The organism is Paracholeplasma vituli, from assembly GCF_025446935.1.
GTDB classification, from domain to species: Bacteria; Bacillota_I; Bacilli_A; order Acholeplasmatales; family UBA5453; genus Paracholeplasma; species Paracholeplasma vituli.
Genome location: NZ_JAOEGN010000011.1, coordinates 1 through 20711, shown reverse-complemented (window position 1 = coordinate 20711; position 20711 = coordinate 1). Strand labels below are relative to the sequence as shown.

Below are 20711 nucleotides of genomic sequence, written 5' to 3'. Positions count from 1 at the left end.
TCATATAAAATATATATTTTATCGGATGTTTATGGTATAATTTAAGTAGGAAAGGGGGAATGCACTTATGCCTTATAAAGCCCTTAAAACAAGACTCTATCTTAATTCAAATCAACATCAGTTTATATTATCTTTAATGCGTGCTTCAAGAAGTCTCTATAATCAAGCCCTTTATAATGTAAGACAACATTTTATAAAAACCAATGGCTACTTATCCTATAACGAAAACTATCAACTACTCAAAGACAGTGAACACTATCGTTACTTAAGTACCACTCAAGGTCAAATGGTCATTCGTAAAGTCGATGAAGCGATGAAAGGCTTCTTTGGATTATTGAAGTCTAACGTTAAACAAACCATCAGACTTCCGAGATACTTAAAGAAAGACACCCATTATCCCATCTATGACCGAATGGTCTATAAACCAAATCATGAAGTCTATACCTTACCTAGAAGTAACTTCATCAAGAAAGTATCGAAAGAACTAGAAAAGGATTCAAAACAGATTCACAAGCACACAAGCGAATTAAACCATTTAAGTGATTTATCTTTAGACATCCAAACACCAGAATGTATCCAAAACAAACCAATCAAAGAAATCACCATCAAGTCCTATTATGATGGAAAGTACATTGAAGTGATTTATGTCTATATAGATGAAACCCTTAAAATAGAAACCAAAGATTATACAGAAATCATGGGGATTGATTTTGGGTATAACAACCTAGCGTTTTGTTCAACTACGAACAATGTGCACTTATTGATTGATGGTAAACGATTGAAAAGCATGAATCAGTTTTATCATAAGCGGATAGCCAAGCTAGCTAGCATTAGACCTAATCATAATGGCTTAACGAAACAAATGATTCGTCTAATGGATAAACGTAACCATCAAATGGATTATGGAATCTATAAAGCAGCTAAACTCATTATGAGTCACGCAGTTAAGAATAAGGTAAAACAAATCATCATTGGTTATAACGATACCTTCAAAGATGAAAGACTATCGGATACGTATAATCAGTGGACTAAAAGTATACCCATCGCTAGATTAAGAGATCGAATCATCTATCTAGCAGAACAATTAGGTATTGAGACTAAAGTAATTAATGAAGCGTACACATCAAAAGCTTCATATATGGACCAAGATGAATTCGTTAAAGGCGATTTCTCTGGAACTAGAATTAAAAGAGGTTTATATAGAAGTAAAAAAGGCACTTTGATTAATGCTGACCAAAATGCGTCATTAAACATGATTAGAAAAGGTAATCCCGATGCCTTATGGATAGGGACTAAAGGTGTGAACATACCTAAGCGTACAAACCTATTTGGTGTGTAGTCGCTTTAAATAAGACGAGTTAAATCGTTAAGAGGAAATCAAATCATTCTGTAAAGGGTGATTTATTCACCTCTTTGTTCTAATCAAAAGCATGCCCAATGCTTAAGATACGATATCAATCATGATATAATGACCTAGGAGGACTATACTTATGGCAATCATTAAAGGCGTTAATTTAGGTGGTTGGTTTGTCTTAGAATCGTGGATGAGACCAGCTTTATTTGAAGGACTCAAAGGACCCGATGAAACCCACTTTATGGAATTTCATCCGAATCCCCATGAAGCCTTAGAGGCACACTATCAAACTTTCATTACAGAAGCAGACTTTAAATATCTTAAAGATAAAGGCATCACTCAAGTTCGTTTACCTGTACCTTGGTGGTTCTTAGGTACAAACCTTTACCACAGGTCTAAAGAACACATCGATAGAGCGTTTCAATACGCAAAAAAATACGGTATTCAAATCTTAGTCGATTTACATACCGCACCTGGTTGTCAAAACGGGTTTGATAATGGCGGTATTACCGGCGTCATCGACTGGCCAAAAGACCCCAAAAACATCGATAAAACCATTGAAGTACTAGAAACCTTAACGAAACTTTATCACGAAGAAGAAGCCTTCTTAGGCATTCAAGTATTAAATGAACCACATAGTTCAATAGATATCAACATCATCTTAGATTTTTACCAAAGAAGCTATCAAGCGATTCGCAAGATTACCTCTAAACTGATTGTGTTTCATGACGCATTCAGACCGACTTTACCAGTTTGGGAATCTTTCTTTAAAGGTAAAGAGAATGTCGCATTCGACTTACACTTATACCACTGTTTTGATGACAAACTCGCCAATAGCGACACCGATACCCACCTTAAAACAGTCTTTGAAGAACGTCACCACATGATTCAAAAAATCTCTAAGTTTGTTAGAGTCATCATCGGTGAATGGTCTTTAGGTTTACGTGAAGGCCCATTAAACTTTAAAGACACCTTTACAAAGAACCTATTTGTAAGACTCTTAGCCGATACTCAGCTTTATGTCTATAACCAAGCGTTTGGCTTTTATTTCTGGAGTTATAAGATTGACCGTGAATCCCATTTGCATTGGGACTTCAGACGTATGATTGAACATCATTTATTACCTAATCATTTTGAATAAGGAGAACCTATGAAAGCATTATTCCATATTGATGAACGTCACAAATGGCCACTATTATCTATGAACGTCAAAAACATTTTACAAGCCAGTCCAAACATGGAGGTTGCAGTTGTAATCAACTCAGAGGCAGTCGAATTGTTCATTAAATCGACAGTCAAACTCGAACCCAATGTTAAATACTACATTTGTGAGAATTCATTAGTAACTAGAAATCTTAATCCAAGAGAATTACTCCAAGGCACTGAACTCACTAAGAGTGGGGTTTATCAGATTGTGTTTTTACAGAATCAAGGCTACGCATACATAAAACCGTAAATTAGTTACGGTTTTTTTATTTCTAACCTGGTATAATTGAATCAGTAAGTATAAATAAGCAATCATTTATCAATTTTAGAAAGAGGCTTTTCATGTCAAGACGTAGAAGACAATCCCCATTTGATGTATTACTAGAAATGGTTGTATACATCATTTATTCGTTAATCTATGTATTAATGAGACTTATAATGTTTTTATTTGATGTTATCACATTTTATACATCTAAGTATAAGGTTAAATCTGGTCATAAACTTTTATCAACCTTATTTGATAAAGGTCATTATGGTGAGTTTAAATTGTATAAGAAACTACTCCGTAAGTTCCATAAAGATCAGGTATTAACTAATCTATATTTAGATTCACAAAATACAGAAAAAACTGAGGTTGATATGGTCGCAGTAACAAAAAAAGGCATTTATGTCTTTGAAATGAAGAATTATGGCGGGTATATATATGGTTCTTATAAAGATGAGTATTGGACACAGGTATTAAATCGTTTTAGTAAGAATACATTCTATAATCCATTTAGACAAAACTACGCACACACCAAAGCGATTGAGGATTACTTAGAACTCGAACAATCGAGGATTACACCAGTAGTAGTGTTCTCTAATCGTTCTAAGTTATCTAAGGTTGATTCGGGAGATAAATATTTATTCCAGTTAAATGATCTTCATAAATTTATAAAATCACAGTATAAAAAGAAACCAGATATTTTCACAGATGATGAAGTCATCTCAATGATATTAAAACTTGAAAAAGCGACACTCGCCTCGGATGAAGTTAAAGCAAAACACATTGAAGATATAGAGGAATTAATTAAAACAGAATAGAGGATATTATGGGACAAGTCCGGTTCATAAGTAACGAAAGTAACAACAATTTCTATTTTCATTTAATATCATCCATCGAAAGTGCCAAATCTTTCGATTTTTCGGTTGCTTTTATATCGGATGCCGCAATTCAATTACTCACAGATACGTTCTGTGATGCTCAAAAAAGAGGTGTGAAAGGTAGAATTATCACGTCGGATTATATGTTTGGTACCGACCCTAAAGCACTAAGAAGACTTTTAAGTTTTAATAACATTCAAGTTAAAGTATATTCTACTCTAAAAAATAACAACAGAGGTTTCCATACCAAAGGCTATTACTTTACGCGAGATGAGGACACTCAAGTCACTATAGGGTCGTCAAACTTAACATCTAATGCACTCAAAAGTAATCATGAATGGAATATGACCTACTATTCAAATCAGAATTCTCGAGTAATTCAAAACGTCCGATCGGAGTTTGAGGATCTTTGGTTTGATGAAGATAACGTTATTCCATTAACGGAAGATTATATCAAGGAATATGAGCTGGCGTATAATTCGAACAAATACTCTAAGGTTAATCAGCAACAAATATTTAAAGAGCTTGCGGAGTTCCTAAAAGATAACGTAGATACCGATTTAATCAATCGAATCGTTGAAAGCTATGATATATCACCGGAAGAGGTTAAAGAAGTCATTTATAACAATGGACTTGGTTTGGATATTAAACCGAATCCCATGCAAGAAAAAGCCTTAGAATCATTAAAAAACCTTAGAGAACTGGGTTCAGATAAGGGATTAGTAATTGCAGCCACAGGGACAGGTAAAACGTATCTTGCCGCGTTTGATGCACTTCAAGTCAATCCAAAACGCTTATTATTTATCGTTCATAGAGAAAAAATCTTAAAGGAGGCAGAAAAAACATTTAGAAATATCCTAAATGTCAAAACCGGACTTTATACTGGTAATCACAAATCCTTGGATTCAGATTATGTGTTCGCTTCTATTCAAACTATTAGTAGAAATGACAATCTTTACCAACTCAAACCCGATACTTTTGATTATATCGTGATCGATGAAGCACACCGCTCTGCTGCACCAACTTACTTGAAGGTAATTAAACACTTTACACCTAAGTTCTTATTAGGCCTTACGGCTACACCAGAACGAACTGATGCTAACAGTATTTTTGAGCTATTCGATAATCAGGTTGCTGCTGAGATACGGTTAAGAGATGCTTTAGGTGAAAAACTTGTAGTACCTTTCCATTATTTTGGTATTACAGATATTGTTACAGATTATGAAGGCATTGATATTTCCAAAGACATCGATGAAATGGCTGAAAGACTTAATATTAAGGCTAGAGTTAATCTCATCGTTGAAAATATTAATAAGTATGGGCATAGCGGTAACAAAACCAAAGCGATTGGTTTTTGTGCAAACATTAAACACGCACAGTACATGGCTGAACAGTTTAACTTACGTGGTTTATCTGCCGTAGCACTCACCAAGGATGATTCAGAGTTTCTTCGTGATATGTATATTGAACAACTCGAGGATAACACTCATTCACTAAGTTACATATTCGCTGTAGACATTCTAAACGAAGGTATTGATATACCGAGTTTAAACTTGATCTTAATGCTTAGACCTACGAAATCACCGATCATTTTCACACAACAATTAGGCAGAGGACTCAGACTACATGAACAAAAAGAGTATCTTACTGTACTTGATTTTATCGGTAATCATAATCGTTCTTTCATGATTCCTGTTGCATTAACAGGGGATAGAGCCTATGATAAAGAAGATATCATGCTTGAAACCTCAAGAGACTTTATGGGTGTTCCGGGAGATACTTTTATTCGAATGGATCGAGTATCCAAAGAACACATTCTAAACCAATTAGAAAAAACAGATTTTGATAAAAAAGAATACTTAGAAGAGATTTTCTTTGATGTTAAAAGACAATTGAAAGATAGATTACCAAAACTAAGTGATTTTGGATTCGATGGTTTTGATCCAGTCAGATTCATTGATAAATCGAAATCCTACTTTGAATTTGTAAATTCAGTAAACGAAAATGCCAATATGGAATACTTATTAAGTAATACAGATGCTTTGAAGTATATCCGTTTCATTGATAACTTTTTACCGCTCAAGAGAGTTCATGAATTCGTGATTTTAGATATGATGATTAATGAAGTCAGTATTCACTTTGGATTTATCGAAAATGAATTGTACAAGTATATCTCTGTAATCGATCAACAGGATATAAGTCATGCGATTAAGCATTTAACTGGTGATCTTTTAACCAGTCTTGATAAATCTAGATTTAAATCCCCTCTAATACAAACGGAAAAAGGTATTTTCTTAGATCCGAATTTTAATGAATTATTACGTAATCCCCTATTCAAAGAGTATGTAACAGATAGTATTCAGTACGGGATTAATCGGTATCAACATGAGTTTGGAAGACAGATTTCTGACTATCCGAACTTTAAACTATTTTATCAATATGAATTAAGGGATGTTACACAGATTGCACGATTCGATAGTATTCATGTTATTCAATCTGGAGTGTCTTTATATGAAAAGAATTTCTACCTTTTTGTTACTCTAGATAAAGGCAATGTTAAAGAAGAGATTAACTTTAAGGATAAGTTCTTAAGTCGAAAAATATTACAGTGGGAGTCTATGAGAAAGACCTCTCAAGAAAGTCCTATAGGTCAAGATTTAATCAACCATGAACAACGTGGTATAAAAATCCATCTCTTTGTTAAAAAAGGTGGTAAAAATACTAAGTATTATACTACTAAAATGATCTATCTAGGAACTGCAAAAGTGATGAGTTATGAGATGAATAATCCGATTCGTTTTAGACTTGCCTTAGATCATGAAGTACCAGAAGATATTTACTATAGACTAACAACGGAGTATAAAGAAATGAAAAAACGTATAGAAGTGGTTGCTGCAGTAATTCAAAAAGACGGAAAGTATTTCTGTGCACAAAGAAAAAATGCAGGGGAGTTAGCTAAAAAATGGGAGTTTCCTGGCGGCAAGATTGAAGCGAATGAGTCTCATCAGCAAGCGCTAATTAGAGAAATCAAGGAAGAACTAGCTACCGATATTAAGGTTAATAAATTCATAACAACAGTTGACCATGAGTATAGTGGTTTTATTTTAACCATGCATGCTTACAATTGTGAGATAGTTAATGGTGACCTTACCATATCTGAGCATTTAGATTCGAAATGGCTGACTGTGGATGAAATGAGTAATTATGATTTCGCAGCAGCTGATTTACCGATCATAAAAAAACTAGGATAAAATAACACTTAGAAGGTATAAAAAAACCTTCTTTTTTCTTTAAACATAAAACTCCAAAACTAGATTAGATAGTAGTAATAAAAAAGATATAACTATGTTATAATACCAATGTAAACGCTTTTATTTCGAAGGGAGAATAACATACATGAATGATTTTAAAGTATTTGAGTACATGGAAAAACACAAGTATGAACAAGTAGTCTATTTCTACGATAGAACTACAGGATTGAAAGGCATCACCGTGATTCATAACACCACATTAGGGCCAGCCCTTGGTGGCACTAGAATCTGGAATTATGAATCCGAGGATGCTGCAGTCATGGACTGCTTAAGACTGGCTAGAGGCATGACTTATAAAGCAGCTGCGGCAGGTCTAAACTTAGGTGGCGGTAAAACTGTATTGATTGGGGACGCTACCAAAGTGAAGAGTGAAGCGTACTTCAGAGCCTTAGGGCGTTATGTACAATCCTTAAACGGTAGATACATCACAGCTGAAGACGTCAACACCAGCACAAAAGACATGGGCTATGTCCATATGGAAACAGACTTCGTTGTTGGTCTAGAAGGCAAATCAGGGAACCCATCACCAGTTACAGCCTTAGGAGCTTTATATGGTATTAAAGCATCCCTTAAGTACCGTTTTGGAGATGAAGATATTTCTAAGTATACCTTCGCCGTTCAAGGTGCAGGTCAAACTGGATACTACCTCATCAACCACTTAGTAGAACTTGGAGCGAAGAAAGTTTATTTCTCAGAAATTAATCCAAAGTATATTGAAAGAATGAAACAAGAACATCCTGAAGTCGAATTTGTCAACCCAGATCAAGTTTATAGCATGGATGTGGATGTATTTGTACCATGTGCCTTAGGTGGTGTATTGAATAATCAAACCATCCCTCAAATCAAAGCGAAAATCATTGCAGGTACTGCAAATAACGTATTATTAGATGAAGATATTCATGGACCAATGATTAAAGAACGTGGCATTCTTTACGCGCCTGACTTTGTCATCAACGCGGGTGGTTTAATCAACGTGTATGTTGAATTAAACAACTGGCCACAAGAAAAAGCCATGGCAGATGTTAAATTAATCTACGACCGTTTATTACAAATCTTTGAGATTGCGAAAACTCAAGATATCCATACACAACAAGCTGCGAAAGTATTTGCTAAAAACCGTATTGAAACCATTAAGAACTTACACGATAACTATATACCCAAAAGATAAGGAGTGATTCTGTTGGCTAAGTATCAACTTGATTTTAACAACGACGCCTGTAAGGGCTGTGAACTGTGTGTCAACAGTTGTCCTGTTAAAATCCTTGGGATGTCAATCTCAAGAACGAATGCCTCGGGTTATACACTCGTGGACGTATTAAACATTGACAAATGTATCGGGTGCGCCTTTTGTGCCGTCATTTGTCCAGACTCTGTGATTAAGGTGGTAAGAACCGATGCCTAAGCGCCTCATTAAAGGAAACGAAGCCATCGCGTTAGCTGCGATTAAAGCGGGTGTCGATGCGTATTTCGGCTATCCGATTACCCCACAAAACGAAGTACCAGAGTATTTATCCAAATACTTACCGGAACACGGTAAAGTGTTTGTTCAAGCCGAATCTGAAATCGCCGCCATCAACATGGTTTATGGCGCTGCCGGTGCAGGTAAACGCGTGATGACGTCGAGTTCCTCTGTAGGGATTGCTTTAAAACAAGAAGCGATTTCTTACATAGCAGGGGCTGAACTCCCATGTGTGATTGTATCTGTGATGAGAGGTGGTCCAGGCTTAGGTGGAATTCAGCCTTCACAAGCAGACTACTACCAAGCAACCCGTGGGGGTGGGAATGGCGATTACCATACCATCGTCATCGCACCTGAATCCATTCAAGAAACAGTCGATTATATCAAACAAGGTTTTGATATCGCCGATATTTACCGTAACCCAGTAATGATTCTAATCGACGGGTTAATTGGTCAAATGATGGAAGCGGTCGATTTAGAACGTGAAGTGCCTAAACGTAACTTACCTAATAAATCATGGGCAACCATTGGCATGGCACACCATTCTGGTAGAAATATCATCAACTCATTGTATCTAGACGCGCCTAAATTAGAAGAACACAACAATAACCTCAAAGCCAAATATGATATGGTGAAAAAGGAAGAAGTTAAATTCGAAATGATCAATATGGAGAATCCGGATTACGTAATCGTCGCTTATGGGTCAGTTGCGAGAATCGCGAGAAGCTCGATTGAAATGCTTAAAGAAGTGGGTATCAACGTCGGTATGATTCGTCCAATTACTGTTTGGCCATTCCCGAAAAAAGCATTTGATTTAATTCCTGAATCTTGTAAAGGTATTTTAGTCACTGAAATGTCAATGGGTCAAATGCTCGATGACGTATTAATTTCCGATAAAGGTAGACATGAAATTGCCTTCTATGGCCGTACTGGCGGGATTGTTCCAGACCCAACCGAAATTAGAGATGCGATTATAAACTTTAAGAAGTGGGTGATATCATGACCGTTAAATACGAAAAGTCTTTAGGTTTAACGAATGCAAAAACGCATTATTGTCCAGGATGTACTCACGGTATATTGCATAAAATCGTAGCCGAAGTTTTGGTCGAATTAGGTGTCTTAGATCACACCGTTGGCATCGCTTCTGTCGGTTGTTCTGTATTTTCCTATCAATACTTTAACTGTGATATGCAACAAGCCCCTCATGGACGTGCTTGTGCAGTCGCAACCGGTGTGAAACGCGTATTACCCGATAATATCGTATTCACCTATCAAGGCGATGGTGACCTCGCATCCATTGGGATTGCAGAAACCATTCACGCTGCGAACCGCGGTGAAAACATCACTGTAATCTTTGTGAATAACGCAACCTACGGTATGACTGGTGGGCAAATGGCTCCGACCAGCTTAGTAGGACAAAAAACGACCACTTCACAATTAGGCCGTGATCCACACAATCAAGGCTATCCAATCCGTGTATCAGAAATGTTCCAATACATTGAAGGCGTTGCGTATCTTGAAAGAGTTGCGTTAACGAGCCCTCAAAATGTGAAGAAAGTTAAAAATGCGGTTAAAAAAGCATTTACCATCCAACAAGAGAAAAAAGGATTTACCATGGTTGAAGTATTATCTACTTGCCCAGTCAACTGGGGCATGGCGCCAATCGACGCGATGAAGTGGGTCGAAGAGAAAATGGTTCCTGTATTCCCATTAGGTGTATTTAAGGATGTGACCAAACATGACTAAAACCATTCGAATCGCAGGATTTGGTGGACAAGGTGTGATGTTACTCGGTCAAATCCTCGCTTATAGCGCAACCATTCAAGGCATGAATGCGATTTGGGTACCGACTTACGGTCCTGAAACCAGAGGCGGAACCGCAAACTGTATGGTTACGATTTCCGATACACCGATCTATTCACCTGTATTCAAAGACTCTGATGACTTAATCGTTTTGAATGAACCAAGTTATCAAAAGTTTAAACACACCGTCAAATCCGATGGATTTATGCTTTTTAACGAATCTTTAATTCAAATTGATGAGAACCCTAAATATCAAGTAAAAGGGGTTAAGGCGAACGATTTAGCCCTCTCAGTGGGAGAACCAAGAGCCATCAACTTTGTATTACTCGGTGCGTATTTAAAACAAAACCCAATTTTTGATGAAAATACCATTATGGAAGCTTTAAAATACTTCTTTGGTTCTAAAAAAGAACACTTGATTGAAGTGAATAAAAAAGCCTTCAATCTTGGACAAACTGTATAACTTATAAAGGAGACCACTTGTGTCTCCTTTTTTGTGTTATGATTTTAATAACTAAAGGAGAAATCTATGGCGAACTACATTAAAGATATTAGAAGTGTCGTTGGACATATTCCAATAAGAAGTGTTTCTGCTGCAGTCATTGTCGAATACGAAGATCAAATCCTCTTGCAACACCGTAGTGATACGTTAGATTACGGTACACCGGGCGGGAATATCGAACTGGATGAAAAAATCCTAGAAGGTGTTAAAAGAGAAATGTTTGAAGAAACCGGTCTTCAATTAGATGACCTTACTTTGTTTGGAATCTACTCAGGTAAAGATCAAATTGGTGTGTATCCAAATGGCGATGTCACCCATTATGTCGTGATAGTCTTTTACAAGAAAATCCATGAAAAACCAGTCTTGATTCACGACGAAGAATCGTTTGGTTTGGATTTTTATCATCGAGACCGCTTACCAAACCCAATCAAACCAACCGATTATGCGTGGATTAAAGATTGGGTTAAACAAGATTTTAGTATTAAAATTGATTAATAAAACTGTTTCAATTTTTACTTATTTTCATTAATAGGTATACATCGCTATGTAATTGCTTTATAATCATACTTAGAGGTGATCGTTATGGACAGTATTGTCAGTATTCAAAACTTAAAAAAATCCTACGGTCGAACAGAAGCTCTCGTGGATGTTAATTTAGAACTTCCAAAAGGGAAAATCATCGGCTTGTTAGGTCCGAATGGATCAGGGAAAACGACATTAATCAAAATCTTAACTGGACTTTTACAACAGTTTGAAGGTGAAGTTAAAATTGATGGTATGCCAATTTCTAAAGATACCAAGCGTGTGGTCTCGTATTTACCAGACCAACTGTATTACGATTCATGGATGAAAATCATGGATTTAAAGCGTTATTTCATGGACATGTATAACGACTTTGATGAAGCACGCTTTGATGAGCTCATCCAGCAGTTTCAAATTCCAAAACGCGATTTAATTCGAAAATTATCCAAAGGTAATCAAGAAAAGCTTCAACTGGCATTCGTGCTTTCACGAAACGCGAAGCTCTATATCTTTGATGAACCGATTGGTGGGGTAGACCCAGCGTTACGTGAAATCATCTTAGAAACGATTATGAACTACCGAAATACCGACGCAACCATCCTTTTATCGACCCACCAAATTTATGATGTCGAACAGCTCTTTGATGAAGTCGTATTCTTAAAACAAGGCCATGTGATGTTACATCAAAACTTAGACGAATTGATTGCTGAAAAGAATAAGTCTTTATTAGAAATATTCAAGGAGGTCTTCAAGTATGCTCGCTAAATTGATGAAACATGAGATTTTATCTTCTTACCGTAAGTTCTTACCGATTTATGGTGCAATCATTCTTTTAACCTTACTGACATCTTTCACCTATAACATTGAGAATATATCTGCAGGGATGACGTTTACATTCTTATTATTTACGCTCATTGGGATTACGATGTTATTTACCTTTTATACCATCATCATTAACCTAGGACAGCGTGTTTTTGGTAAACCAGGGTATTTACTATTTACGACCCCTGCGACTACCCTAGAGATTATGGTCTCTAAAGTGGTCATCAACATGATGTGGCTTTTATTATCGGTAGTCGTATCTGTGTTCGCAGCCTCACTATTCATCCTTTCTGCATTCAGAGAGAACGTATTGAATATTTTCACAGAAGTATTCAAATTGATCGGAAACTACCCATTTGAAGCTGTGACTGTGGTTACTGCTGGAATTGTCTACGCGCTTTATACCATTGGGATGTTATTCTTCTTATTCGCATTACTCAATATGATTTATAAAGGCGAAAAGAAAATCCTATTTGGGATACTATTATACTTTGTTGTCAATCAAGTAGCAGGACTCGTTTCAAGTGCCTTCATTGGGACTTACGTGTCTTTCGCTTCATCATTTATGACAGATTTTGCGTCGGTATGGGTATTTATTGCCATCTACTTTATTTTGAGTGCCGGATTCTACGTATTAACCTATCTCATCATCGATAAGAAACTAGAATTACAATAATAAACAAAGTTGTAGTTTTTTACACATACGTGTGATATAATCACTTGTAACAAAAAATAAAAGCAATTTATTAGGGATGTTACCAAACATCCCTTATTTTTTTGAAGAAAGTGGACTTACATGACATTTAGAGAATTAAACATTATTGAACCGATTTTAAAATCCGTCGCGATTGCTGGGTATAAAGAACCTACCCCAATCCAAACTGACGCCATCCCAGTACTTTTAGAGAAAAAGGACATTTTAGGCAGTGCACAAACCGGAACTGGTAAAACAGCCGCATTTGCCATCCCAATCCTCCAAAATCTATATTTAGAACAGCCACACTCTGACCATAGACAAATCAAAGCTTTAATCCTCACGCCCACCCGCGAGCTTGCGAGTCAAATCTATGAAAACTTTACCCTTTATGGGAAGTTTGTCAATCAAAGAAGCACCGTCATTTATGGAGGTGTCTCACAAAAGAAACAAGAAGAAGCCTTGAAAAAAGGTGTCGATATTTTAATCGCAACCCCAGGTAGATTATTAGATTTAGTCTATCAAGGCCATATCAAGTTGAATGCAGTATCTTATTTAGTATTAGATGAAGCCGACCGTATGCTTGATATGGGCTTTATCAAAGATGTGAATAAGATTATTGACTTGGTTCCGAAAGCCCGTCAAACCATGCTTTTTTCAGCAACCATGCCGAAAGAAATCGAAACACTATCGAAAACCATCTTAAACGAACCCGTACGTGTCTCGATTGTTCCGGTCAATCAAACGATTGACATCATCGAACAATCGTTATACCACGTCAATAAGCAAAAAAAGACCCAACTCTTACTCGATTTAGTCAAATCTCAAAAGATGAAATCCGTTTTAGTCTTCATGAGAACCAAACACACAGCGAATAGGCTTGTGACTGAACTTACCAAAGAAAATGTCACTGCTGAACCCATTCACGGCAATAAATCTCAAAGTGCGAGGGAACGTGCTTTAGAAAACTTTAAAAAAGGGAAAACCCAAGTGTTGGTTGCTACAGACATCGCGGCTAGAGGCATCGATATCGATTCGTTAAGCTATGTCGTAAACTACGATTTACCTGAAACCCCTGAAACCTATATCCATAGAATCGGAAGAACCGGTCGTGTAGGAAAAGATGGCAAGGCGATTTCCTTATGTGATCCAAAAGAAAGAAGTCTATTAAATGATATTGAAAAAAATATCAAAATGACGATTCCTGTTGTGTCACATGCTTATACTGTGGTACTAGATGCGACACCTAAAGAAACAACATCCAAAAATAACAAACCAAAATCGAATAAACCTTCTCAAAAACCAGCTTTTAAATTAAATACGAAAAAAAATAATAAACCAAAATCGAATAAAACGAATAAAGAAACACAACCCATCACGGAGAAGAAAGCTATGACAGGATTAAAAAACCTCTCGCCAAAATCAAAGTTCGGACCAACTAATAAAGGTGTCACGAGCTATAAGGCACAACAACCTAAACGCAATCAAAACAATAAAAACAGAAGAGCAGTTAAATAAAGAATCGGAGCCAAATAACGGCTCCGATTTTACTTATTCAAGTTGTAGATATTTCTTGGTTTCTACTTTTTTAGCTTCTTTCGGAATTTGGATTCTTAAAACCCCTTTATCGAAAGAACCTTTGAGTTCATCCATGTGAATATCACCTACGTAGAAACTACGTCTCATGACCCCATAATAACGTTCACGGCGGATGAATTTGCCTTTAGAATCGTCTTCATTGGATTCATGTTTTCTTTCCGCTTCTACAAGTAAGTAGCCATTATCTAGGCTCACTTTCACATCTGCCTTATCAAATCCAGGCATTTCAATGGCTAATTCATAGACATGTTCACTTTCTTTGATATCTGTTCTCATGGAGACATCATTACCAAATGGTGCTACTCTGAATTCGTCGAACAAGCTATCAAAGAAGTCTCGGTCTTTTTTGAGTAAACTCAACATAAACATCGCTCCTTTTCTAATTGTCCTGAACTTATTTTCTAAGTTCACCTATATTATAAATCAATAAATTGGCACTGTCAAGTATAGAGTGCAAATTTTTTGATAAAAAAAGAAAGACTCTCGTCCTTCTTTAGTTAATGACATCTAAGTTGATTCGTCCATCTTTGATTTCGATGATACGGTCTGCTTTTTCAGCAATCTTTCGGTCGTGGGTAATGATGATGAATGTGGTTTTGTATTTCGCGTTGATCTCACGAAGTAGGGTATAGACTTGTTCGGTTGAATCGCTGTCTAAGTTCCCGGTTGGTTCGTCAGCGAGAATAATCTTTGGATTGTTGATCAAGCTTCTCGCAATCGCAACCCTTTGTTGTTGACCCCCAGACATATTCTTAGCCAAGTTGTTTTTAACTTTCTTTAAACCCACAAAATCTAAGAGTTCATTGGCTCTATCCAAAATTTCAGGGGTAATTTTTTGTTTTGAAATCTTATAAGGCATTAAGACGTTTTCAAAAGCTGCAAATTCAGGGAGTAAATAGTGGAATTGGAAGATGAAGCCAATGTTTTGATTTCTTAAGAAGGAAATTTGATTGGCTTTCATGTTCTTTGTATTTTGTCCATTGATGAAGATTTCACCATCGGTTGGGTTATCGAGTGTCCCTAAAATATTCAATAAAGTCGATTTACCAGATCCACTTTGACCGATGATGGCGTTGAATGAGCCTTCATAGAATTTTAAATCGACACCAAATAATACTTGAGTCTTGATTTTTTCACCATAAACTTTAGTGATACCTTTGAGTTCCATAACGGTATTAAGCATTGCGAATCACCTCGATTACAGATAGTTTAGAGGATTTACGGGCTGGAACTAACGCCGCGGCAGTTGAAACTGCGATGGCGATTAAAGCCGATAACGCGATGAAGTCATATTCGATATTGAGCGGAATGACCGGTTCGCCCGTTGTTGCGTCTATAGCGAAGGTTTGGAAGGATACGAGTAAACCAATCCCTAACAATACCCCAGTTAAGGCTCCAAATACACCGAGGATTAAACCTTGGAATAAGAAGATTAAGGAAGCGTCACTATTCTTAATTCCCATCGCTTTAAGAATCCCAATTTGTTTGGATTTTTGTAAAACGATGATCGCTAGAATGGATGCGATCCCTAATACAACAGAGATCAACACGAAGACTTGAATCATTAAAGAAGAAATGCTTTGGCCTTGTAAACCTGATAGTAAGGATGCGTTATTTTCAATCCAGTTTGTGACTGCGTAATCTGAACCGATTTTGTCTGCAACTTTTAAAGAAATCGCATCTGCTTCAAAATACGCAGATTCTTTCACTTGCGATTCAATCGAAGTCACGATGTCAGCTACACCATATAACCCTTGAGTGGTTGATAAAGTGGATACTGCCCACGATTCATTGATGCTTTTAACTTCAAAGTCGAAGAAGCCAACTACAGTTAACGTTTGATTGGCTTTAAGAGGCACTTGTATGGTAATCGTGTCATTGACGTTTAAATTTAATTCTGTTTGAAAGAAATTCCCTAAAATGATTTCATTGGTTTGATTAGGGAGTCTACCAGATGTGAGTTTATCTGAAAACTTATAAATGCCATCCGCGGAAGTCATATCGAACCCACGAACCAATACGGGGAGGGTTTCACTGTTTTTTTCTAAAGTCCCCGCGACGTTGAAATTACCGGTTGCGACACGGATGTTGGAATCACTGTTTAATATTTCAACAATTAAATCGTCATAATTGGAGATATAAGGATTGTCTTCATCTTTTAAGGTAACAGTAATTTGAGAACTGTTCCCAATGGTGGTGTCGACTAAACTTTTTTGAAGACCAGAAATTAAGGCTCCGATAAAGACTTGAACAGAAACCCCTACACCAATCCCTAATACAATAAATAAAGTCTGTAGTTTACCAGACGATAAGAACCGTCTAGCGATTTGAAATGCGAGTTTCATGCTTATTTGCCCCCTAAAATGAAGATGTCTTCTTTGGTTTTTAAGTGGTAATCATACACTAAATGATCTAAAGCACCTGGTTTATTAAAGGCGTTCCCTCCAAGAATCACTTTGACATTTGGGAATAATCCCTTCACTTGTTCGGTGATTTGTTTGGTAACGACTAAGTTATAGTAATTGGTTACCGATAATGCGAGGTAATCGGGTTTTAATGCTTTTACAGCCGATACAATATCATTCTTTGGAGTATTCGCACCAATGTACTGTGCATCGAATCCAGCTAAGGTGAAGTAGTTAGTCACGATGATGGCGCCCACTTCATGGAACTCTTCACTTGGACAAACGACAACGACTTTTTTGTTGTTCTTTTTAACCGTCTTTTTATTTTCAATTAAATATGGATAAGTCGATTCGAGAATGGTTCGGACAATTGAGGTTCTGACGTGTTCTTTCCAAATGCAAATCTCTTCATCCTCTGAATTACACTCAAACTCATTTAAAACAGGTCTTAAAAAGAAATCATACAAGTCATAAAGTTCAATCTTTTTTTCTTTTAATAACTCTAATACATAAAGCATGGCCTCATCTTTATTCTCGTGATTCACAAGGTCTAAGAACTTTGGATAATAAGGGTTCATTATAAGCCTCCTAATTTGCATTCTTATTTACATTAACACAACTTTATTACTTTCGTGTACTAGTGTATCAAAACTATTTTCATCTGTCTATCAAAAAGCATTGCATACAATTTAATTTTACACAATTAGCCATAAGCTTAAAAAAAAGGGGAAATCCCCTTAATCTTTTGAAACTAAAATCGCTGTGATGGGTATTAATAGAAACGCTATCCATGAGATGTGGAACATATCAAAGAAGAACCCAAGTGAATAGAAAATCACAACAGAGATAAACGGCATGAGCGCAACAATATTCCCTTTCGCAAATAATATAATCGCAGTCATAGGTATCCCTAACACAAACATCCAAGACCATCCCCAGCCATCAAAGGCTAAACCTAATCCAATAAATAAGCCAATCGTGAGTAGGATTACCCCAATCAAACTTAAGACTTTCTTTCGTTCTTGACCTTTTAAGTCTCCAAATGAGAGCACTATTTGACCGCGAATAATCGAGAAAATAATGGCTGGAATGAAACTTAACCACGCAAGCTGGAATCCGTAGGTTTCACCGACATACACATACCCCATAATCCCAAGTAGAACGAGACCTAAGAAGGTAAAACTGACCCATTTCTTATTATCAGAGAAGTACCCTAAAACCGGAATCGATAGGAAGGGTAACCAGGCTAACTCCCAACGGCCGGTTGTAAAGCCAATCGTAATTAGTAAAATGACTGAGATAAATGGGGATAACGCAACGAACTTTTCTTTTCGAGGTGTATTAAATAGAATTCCTAACATCGGAATCATTAAGAAGAAAAGCCAACCGAAAACCCAACCATCAAAATAAAAACCTGATATGAAGAAACAAATGGTTGCGATAAAAGGCGATACAGCGACGACCTTATTGCCTTTTGAACGTCTTTCTTGTTTCAAGGATAAACTTTCTTTGAGCTCATCCACAATGTCTATGGGATCCCCTAACATCGCTTCAACTTCCTCAGGGGTTTTACCTGTTTGTAATGCATCATCATACATTTCCTCATAATCACGAACGATGTCTTTCACATCGGCGAAATTGGTTGTATATTGATTTAATTCAGATTTAAGTCTGTCGATATAGTCTTGTTTCATTGTTTTTCCTCCATGATCTTTAAGACCCCTTTTAAAAATGCGCTCCATTCATCGGTATAGACCTTAAGCGCTTCTTTACCTTGTTTCGTTGTTACATAATACTTTCTAGGTGCACCATACGATGTCTCTTCCATTTCGATATCAAAATAGCCTGAAGTGGTTAATCGTCTCAAAATGGGGTAAACCGTATTCTCAGAAACATCCATAATTTGAGATAAGGTTTCAATCACTTCAAAACCATACATCTTTTTATCGTCAATGAGTTTGAGGATACACATCTCAAGAATGCCTTTTTTAAATTGAGAATTCATAATAACCCCCTACTGTGTCTTACACAATACCAGTATATAACAGTACTGTGCGAAACACAATACCCATTTTTACGAAAATTTAAAAATAAAAGCCACCCTGAATAGAGTGGCTCATATGTTATCTTTGTTTAGTTAACGTAAGGACGATCTTCTTTTTGTTCATCCAAGATAACTTCTTTTTTCTTTTCGACTTGTTTTTCTTTTTCCTTACCCTGATTGAGTTCTAGTTGGAACTGACGGTATTTCTTATAACCACCAAAACCATCGAAACCTAAGTAAACAGATCCAATCAACGCGACGATGAGTAAGAATAAACCCACAGTTTCATAAGAAAATTTAGGCGCGGTCGCGATATAGGTACCAAGGGTAATTGCGAGAATGTGAACCCAGAATTTAGGAATCTCGGTTTTTTCACCTAAGAACACCACAGAGTTCAAATAGACTAAGCCTCTCGCATAGAAGAAGAACGCGAGCGCGTAACGGTAAACTTCTTTCCAAAGGTCGCTGTTATCCATTTGACCGGTTGCTGCTACATAGATCAAGACCCCACCAATGAGGGTATCAAAAATGATTTCAATCAAATTAATCGTACGTAGGATTTCTTTTTTAAGAGTCTTCATCAGAGGAATTACTCTGAATAAAGAGAAGATTACGATAACTACGCCAGTAATGAGGTATACCACTTCATCGGCGAATACCATATAAATACCCATCCCCAATAGAATGGCTGCGAGTACAAATTTTAAAACCCAACCATAACCATACTTCATTTCAAAACCTCCTTTAAGTTTATCTCATTATAGTGCATTTAACTGACTTTTTCAACGACCTTAGTATAACATTGAACTATTTTTGAAAAAAACTAGATTTTTCATAATGAATTTAAGAACAAAGAGGTGAATAAATCACCCTTTACGGAATGATTTGATTGCCTCTTAACGATAATCTCATCTTATTTAAAGGGACTACACACCAAATAGATATGTACGCTTAGGTGTGTTCGCTAGAGGTGAATCGTGATTCACCCTTCCTATCCATATGGCATCGGGATTACCTTTTCGAATCATATTTAATGAGGCATTTTGGTCAGCATTGATCAAGATGCCTTTTTTACTTCTATATAAACCTCTTTTGATTCTAACACCTGAGAAATCACCTTTTACGAATTCATCTTGATCTAGATAGGACGCTTTGGAAGTATATGCTTCATTAATCACTTTGGTTTCAATACCTATCTGTTCAGCTAAATAAAGGATTCGGTCTCTTAGTCTCGCTATAGGTATACTTTTCGTCCACTGATTATACGTGTCAGATAGTCGCTCATCTTTAAAGATATCATTATAACCAATGATGATTTGTTTCACTTTATTATCTATCGCGTGATGAATAATGAGTTTAGCTGCTTTATAGATGCCATAATCCATTTGATGGTTCCGTTTATCCATCAGACGAATCATTTGTTTGGTTAAGATAGTTTGATTGGGTCTACTACTCGCTAGTTTCGCGATTCGTTTATGATAAAACTGATTCATACTCTTTAACCGTTTGCCATCTAACAATAAATGCTCATTATTCGTGACTGAACAAAATGCTAGATTGTTATAACCAAAATCTATTCCCATCGTTTCGGTAGAATCTTCTATCGTTGCTTGAGGTGTTTCATCTAGATACACATAAACCACTTCGATGTATTGACCATCATAGTAAGACTTGATGGTGATTTCTTTGATTGGTTTGGATACATGTGGGTGTAGGTATGTCTAACGATAAGTCACTTAAATGGTTTAATTCGGTTGTGTGCTTATGAATTTGTTTTGAAACTAATTCAATCTCTTTGGATACTTTCTTGATGAAGTGACTTCTAGGGAGTGTATAGACTTCATTGG

At 36.5% G+C, this 20711-nt stretch carries 23 protein-coding genes; 14 read left to right on the top strand and 9 right to left on the bottom strand.

Annotated elements, in window-relative coordinates; genetic code table 11:
* The first annotated feature begins 67 nt into the window (after positions 1–67).
* From N7603_RS06260 to N7603_RS06195, 14 genes are all read left to right on the top strand, one after another.
* Positions 68–1339 (top strand): RNA-guided endonuclease InsQ/TnpB family protein, encoded by a 1272-nt coding sequence (locus tag N7603_RS06260; protein WP_262096545.1) that lies wholly within the window; start codon positions 68–70, stop codon positions 1337–1339.
* A 151-nt stretch (positions 1340–1490) separates the two neighbouring features.
* Entirely contained in the window at positions 1491–2495 is a 1005-nt protein-coding gene (locus tag N7603_RS06255; protein WP_262096544.1) for a glycoside hydrolase family 5 protein, read from the top strand.
* A 9-nt stretch (positions 2496–2504) separates the two neighbouring features.
* Positions 2505–2810 (top strand): DsrE family protein, encoded by a 306-nt coding sequence (locus N7603_RS06250; protein WP_262096543.1) that lies wholly within the window; start codon positions 2505–2507, stop codon positions 2808–2810.
* A 92-nt stretch (positions 2811–2902) separates the two neighbouring features.
* Positions 2903–3643, top strand: a complete 741-nt coding sequence (locus tag N7603_RS06245; RefSeq protein WP_262096542.1) for a nuclease-related domain-containing protein — start codon at positions 2903–2905, stop codon at positions 3641–3643.
* An 8-nt stretch (positions 3644–3651) separates the two neighbouring features.
* A complete protein-coding gene (locus tag N7603_RS06240) occupies positions 3652–6954 on the top strand; it encodes a DUF3427 domain-containing protein (RefSeq protein WP_262096541.1) in 3303 nt (1100 codons plus the stop codon).
* 145 nt (positions 6955–7099) lie between these two features.
* Positions 7100–8182 (top strand): Glu/Leu/Phe/Val family dehydrogenase, encoded by a 1083-nt coding sequence (locus N7603_RS06235; protein WP_262096539.1) that lies wholly within the window; start codon positions 7100–7102, stop codon positions 8180–8182.
* A 3-nt stretch (positions 8183–8185) separates the two neighbouring features.
* Positions 8186–8416, top strand: a complete 231-nt coding sequence (locus tag N7603_RS06230) for a 4Fe-4S dicluster domain-containing protein (RefSeq protein WP_373425385.1) — start codon at positions 8186–8188, stop codon at positions 8414–8416.
* Complete coding sequence (locus N7603_RS06225; RefSeq protein WP_262096535.1) at positions 8409–9476, top strand: 3-methyl-2-oxobutanoate dehydrogenase subunit VorB; 1068 nt, start codon at positions 8409–8411, stop codon at positions 9474–9476. Before N7603_RS06230 ends, N7603_RS06225 begins: the two co-directional genes overlap by 8 nt.
* Entirely contained in the window at positions 9473–10219 is a 747-nt protein-coding gene (locus N7603_RS06220; protein ID WP_262096533.1) for a thiamine pyrophosphate-dependent enzyme, read from the top strand. The genes N7603_RS06225 and N7603_RS06220 overlap by 4 nt, the downstream gene beginning before the upstream one ends.
* Positions 10212–10739 carry a 2-oxoacid:ferredoxin oxidoreductase subunit gamma family protein gene (locus N7603_RS06215; RefSeq protein WP_262096532.1) on the top strand — a complete coding sequence of 176 codons (528 nt, stop codon included), beginning with the start codon at positions 10212–10214 and terminating at the stop codon, positions 10737–10739. The genes N7603_RS06220 and N7603_RS06215 overlap by 8 nt, the downstream gene beginning before the upstream one ends.
* 66 nt (positions 10740–10805) lie before the next feature.
* Positions 10806–11273, top strand: coding sequence for an NUDIX domain-containing protein (locus tag N7603_RS06210; protein ID WP_262096530.1), 468 nt, complete (start codon positions 10806–10808; stop codon positions 11271–11273).
* 87 nt (positions 11274–11360) lie between these two features.
* Positions 11361–12065 (top strand): ABC transporter ATP-binding protein, encoded by a 705-nt coding sequence (locus tag N7603_RS06205; protein ID WP_262096528.1) that lies wholly within the window; start codon positions 11361–11363, stop codon positions 12063–12065.
* Positions 12055–12798, top strand: coding sequence for a hypothetical protein (locus N7603_RS06200; RefSeq protein ID WP_262096526.1), 744 nt, complete (start codon positions 12055–12057; stop codon positions 12796–12798). Before N7603_RS06205 ends, N7603_RS06200 begins: the two co-directional genes overlap by 11 nt.
* A 120-nt stretch (positions 12799–12918) precedes the next feature.
* Positions 12919–14334: a DEAD/DEAH box helicase gene (locus tag N7603_RS06195; protein ID WP_262096525.1), complete on the top strand. Its 1416-nt coding sequence runs from the start codon at positions 12919–12921 to the stop codon at positions 14332–14334.
* 33 nt (positions 14335–14367) lie between these two features.
* Here the strand turns inward: N7603_RS06195 and N7603_RS06190 are convergent, their stop codons facing one another.
* The 9 genes from N7603_RS06190 to N7603_RS06150 form a co-directional block, all read right to left on the bottom strand.
* Positions 14368–14778, bottom strand: a complete 411-nt coding sequence (locus N7603_RS06190) for an Hsp20/alpha crystallin family protein (RefSeq protein ID WP_262096523.1) — start codon at positions 14776–14778, stop codon at positions 14368–14370.
* A 130-nt stretch (positions 14779–14908) separates the two neighbouring features.
* Positions 14909–15598 carry an ABC transporter ATP-binding protein gene (locus N7603_RS06185; RefSeq protein WP_262096521.1) on the bottom strand — a complete coding sequence of 230 codons (690 nt, stop codon included), beginning with the start codon at positions 15596–15598 and terminating at the stop codon, positions 14909–14911.
* Positions 15591–16760 (bottom strand): ABC transporter permease, encoded by a 1170-nt coding sequence (locus N7603_RS06180; RefSeq protein ID WP_262096518.1) that lies wholly within the window; start codon positions 16758–16760, stop codon positions 15591–15593. The genes N7603_RS06185 and N7603_RS06180 overlap by 8 nt, the downstream gene beginning before the upstream one ends.
* Before the next feature lie 2 nt (positions 16761–16762).
* A complete protein-coding gene (locus N7603_RS06175) occupies positions 16763–17398 on the bottom strand; it encodes a cobalamin B12-binding domain-containing protein (protein WP_262096516.1) in 636 nt (211 codons plus the stop codon).
* Positions 17399–17557: 159 nt separating this feature from the next.
* Positions 17558–18514, bottom strand: a complete 957-nt coding sequence (locus tag N7603_RS06170; protein WP_262096514.1) for a DUF1700 domain-containing protein — start codon at positions 18512–18514, stop codon at positions 17558–17560.
* Positions 18511–18825 (bottom strand): PadR family transcriptional regulator, encoded by a 315-nt coding sequence (locus tag N7603_RS06165; RefSeq protein ID WP_262096512.1) that lies wholly within the window; start codon positions 18823–18825, stop codon positions 18511–18513. Before N7603_RS06165 ends, N7603_RS06170 begins: the two co-directional genes overlap by 4 nt.
* Before the next feature lie 128 nt (positions 18826–18953).
* Entirely contained in the window at positions 18954–19595 is a 642-nt protein-coding gene (locus tag N7603_RS06160; RefSeq protein WP_262096509.1) for a hypothetical protein, read from the bottom strand.
* 195 nt (positions 19596–19790) lie between these two features.
* Positions 19791–20498, bottom strand: coding sequence for a transposase (locus N7603_RS06155; protein ID WP_262096507.1), 708 nt, complete (start codon positions 20496–20498; stop codon positions 19791–19793).
* Positions 20499–20523: 25 nt separating this feature from the next.
* Positions 20524–20711 (bottom strand): hypothetical protein (locus N7603_RS06150; protein ID WP_262096506.1); only part of this gene is annotated, 188 nt, incomplete at its 5' end.

What these genes read in the sequence shown, in the direction of transcription:
- N7603_RS06260 (WP_262096545.1), top strand. Translation starts at nt 68, where the DNA reads ATGCCTTATAAAGCCCTTAAAACAAGACTCTATCTTAATTCAAATCAA.
- N7603_RS06255 (WP_262096544.1), top strand. Translation starts at nt 1,491, where the DNA reads ATGGCAATCATTAAAGGCGTTAATTTAGGTGGTTGGTTTGTCTTAGAA.
- N7603_RS06250 (WP_262096543.1), top strand. Translation starts at nt 2,505, where the DNA reads ATGAAAGCATTATTCCATATTGATGAACGTCACAAATGGCCACTATTA.
- N7603_RS06245 (WP_262096542.1), top strand. Translation starts at nt 2,903, where the DNA reads ATGTCAAGACGTAGAAGACAATCCCCATTTGATGTATTACTAGAAATG.
- N7603_RS06240 (WP_262096541.1), top strand. Translation starts at nt 3,652, where the DNA reads ATGGGACAAGTCCGGTTCATAAGTAACGAAAGTAACAACAATTTCTAT.
- N7603_RS06235 (WP_262096539.1), top strand. Translation starts at nt 7,100, where the DNA reads ATGAATGATTTTAAAGTATTTGAGTACATGGAAAAACACAAGTATGAA.
- N7603_RS06225 (WP_262096535.1), top strand. Translation starts at nt 8,409, where the DNA reads ATGCCTAAGCGCCTCATTAAAGGAAACGAAGCCATCGCGTTAGCTGCG.
- N7603_RS06220 (WP_262096533.1), top strand. Translation starts at nt 9,473, where the DNA reads ATGACCGTTAAATACGAAAAGTCTTTAGGTTTAACGAATGCAAAAACG.
- N7603_RS06215 (WP_262096532.1), top strand. Translation starts at nt 10,212, where the DNA reads ATGACTAAAACCATTCGAATCGCAGGATTTGGTGGACAAGGTGTGATG.
- N7603_RS06210 (WP_262096530.1), top strand. Translation starts at nt 10,806, where the DNA reads ATGGCGAACTACATTAAAGATATTAGAAGTGTCGTTGGACATATTCCA.
- N7603_RS06205 (WP_262096528.1), top strand. Translation starts at nt 11,361, where the DNA reads ATGGACAGTATTGTCAGTATTCAAAACTTAAAAAAATCCTACGGTCGA.
- N7603_RS06200 (WP_262096526.1), top strand. Translation starts at nt 12,055, where the DNA reads ATGCTCGCTAAATTGATGAAACATGAGATTTTATCTTCTTACCGTAAG.
- N7603_RS06195 (WP_262096525.1), top strand. Translation starts at nt 12,919, where the DNA reads ATGACATTTAGAGAATTAAACATTATTGAACCGATTTTAAAATCCGTC.
- N7603_RS06190 (WP_262096523.1), bottom strand. Translation starts at nt 14,778, where the DNA reads ATGTTGAGTTTACTCAAAAAAGACCGAGACTTCTTTGATAGCTTGTTC.
- N7603_RS06185 (WP_262096521.1), bottom strand. Translation starts at nt 15,598, where the DNA reads ATGCTTAATACCGTTATGGAACTCAAAGGTATCACTAAAGTTTATGGT.
- N7603_RS06180 (WP_262096518.1), bottom strand. Translation starts at nt 16,760, where the DNA reads ATGAAACTCGCATTTCAAATCGCTAGACGGTTCTTATCGTCTGGTAAA.
- N7603_RS06175 (WP_262096516.1), bottom strand. Translation starts at nt 17,398, where the DNA reads ATGAACCCTTATTATCCAAAGTTCTTAGACCTTGTGAATCACGAGAAT.
- N7603_RS06170 (WP_262096514.1), bottom strand. Translation starts at nt 18,514, where the DNA reads ATGAAACAAGACTATATCGACAGACTTAAATCTGAATTAAATCAATAT.
- N7603_RS06165 (WP_262096512.1), bottom strand. Translation starts at nt 18,825, where the DNA reads ATGAATTCTCAATTTAAAAAAGGCATTCTTGAGATGTGTATCCTCAAA.
- N7603_RS06160 (WP_262096509.1), bottom strand. Translation starts at nt 19,595, where the DNA reads ATGAAGTATGGTTATGGTTGGGTTTTAAAATTTGTACTCGCAGCCATT.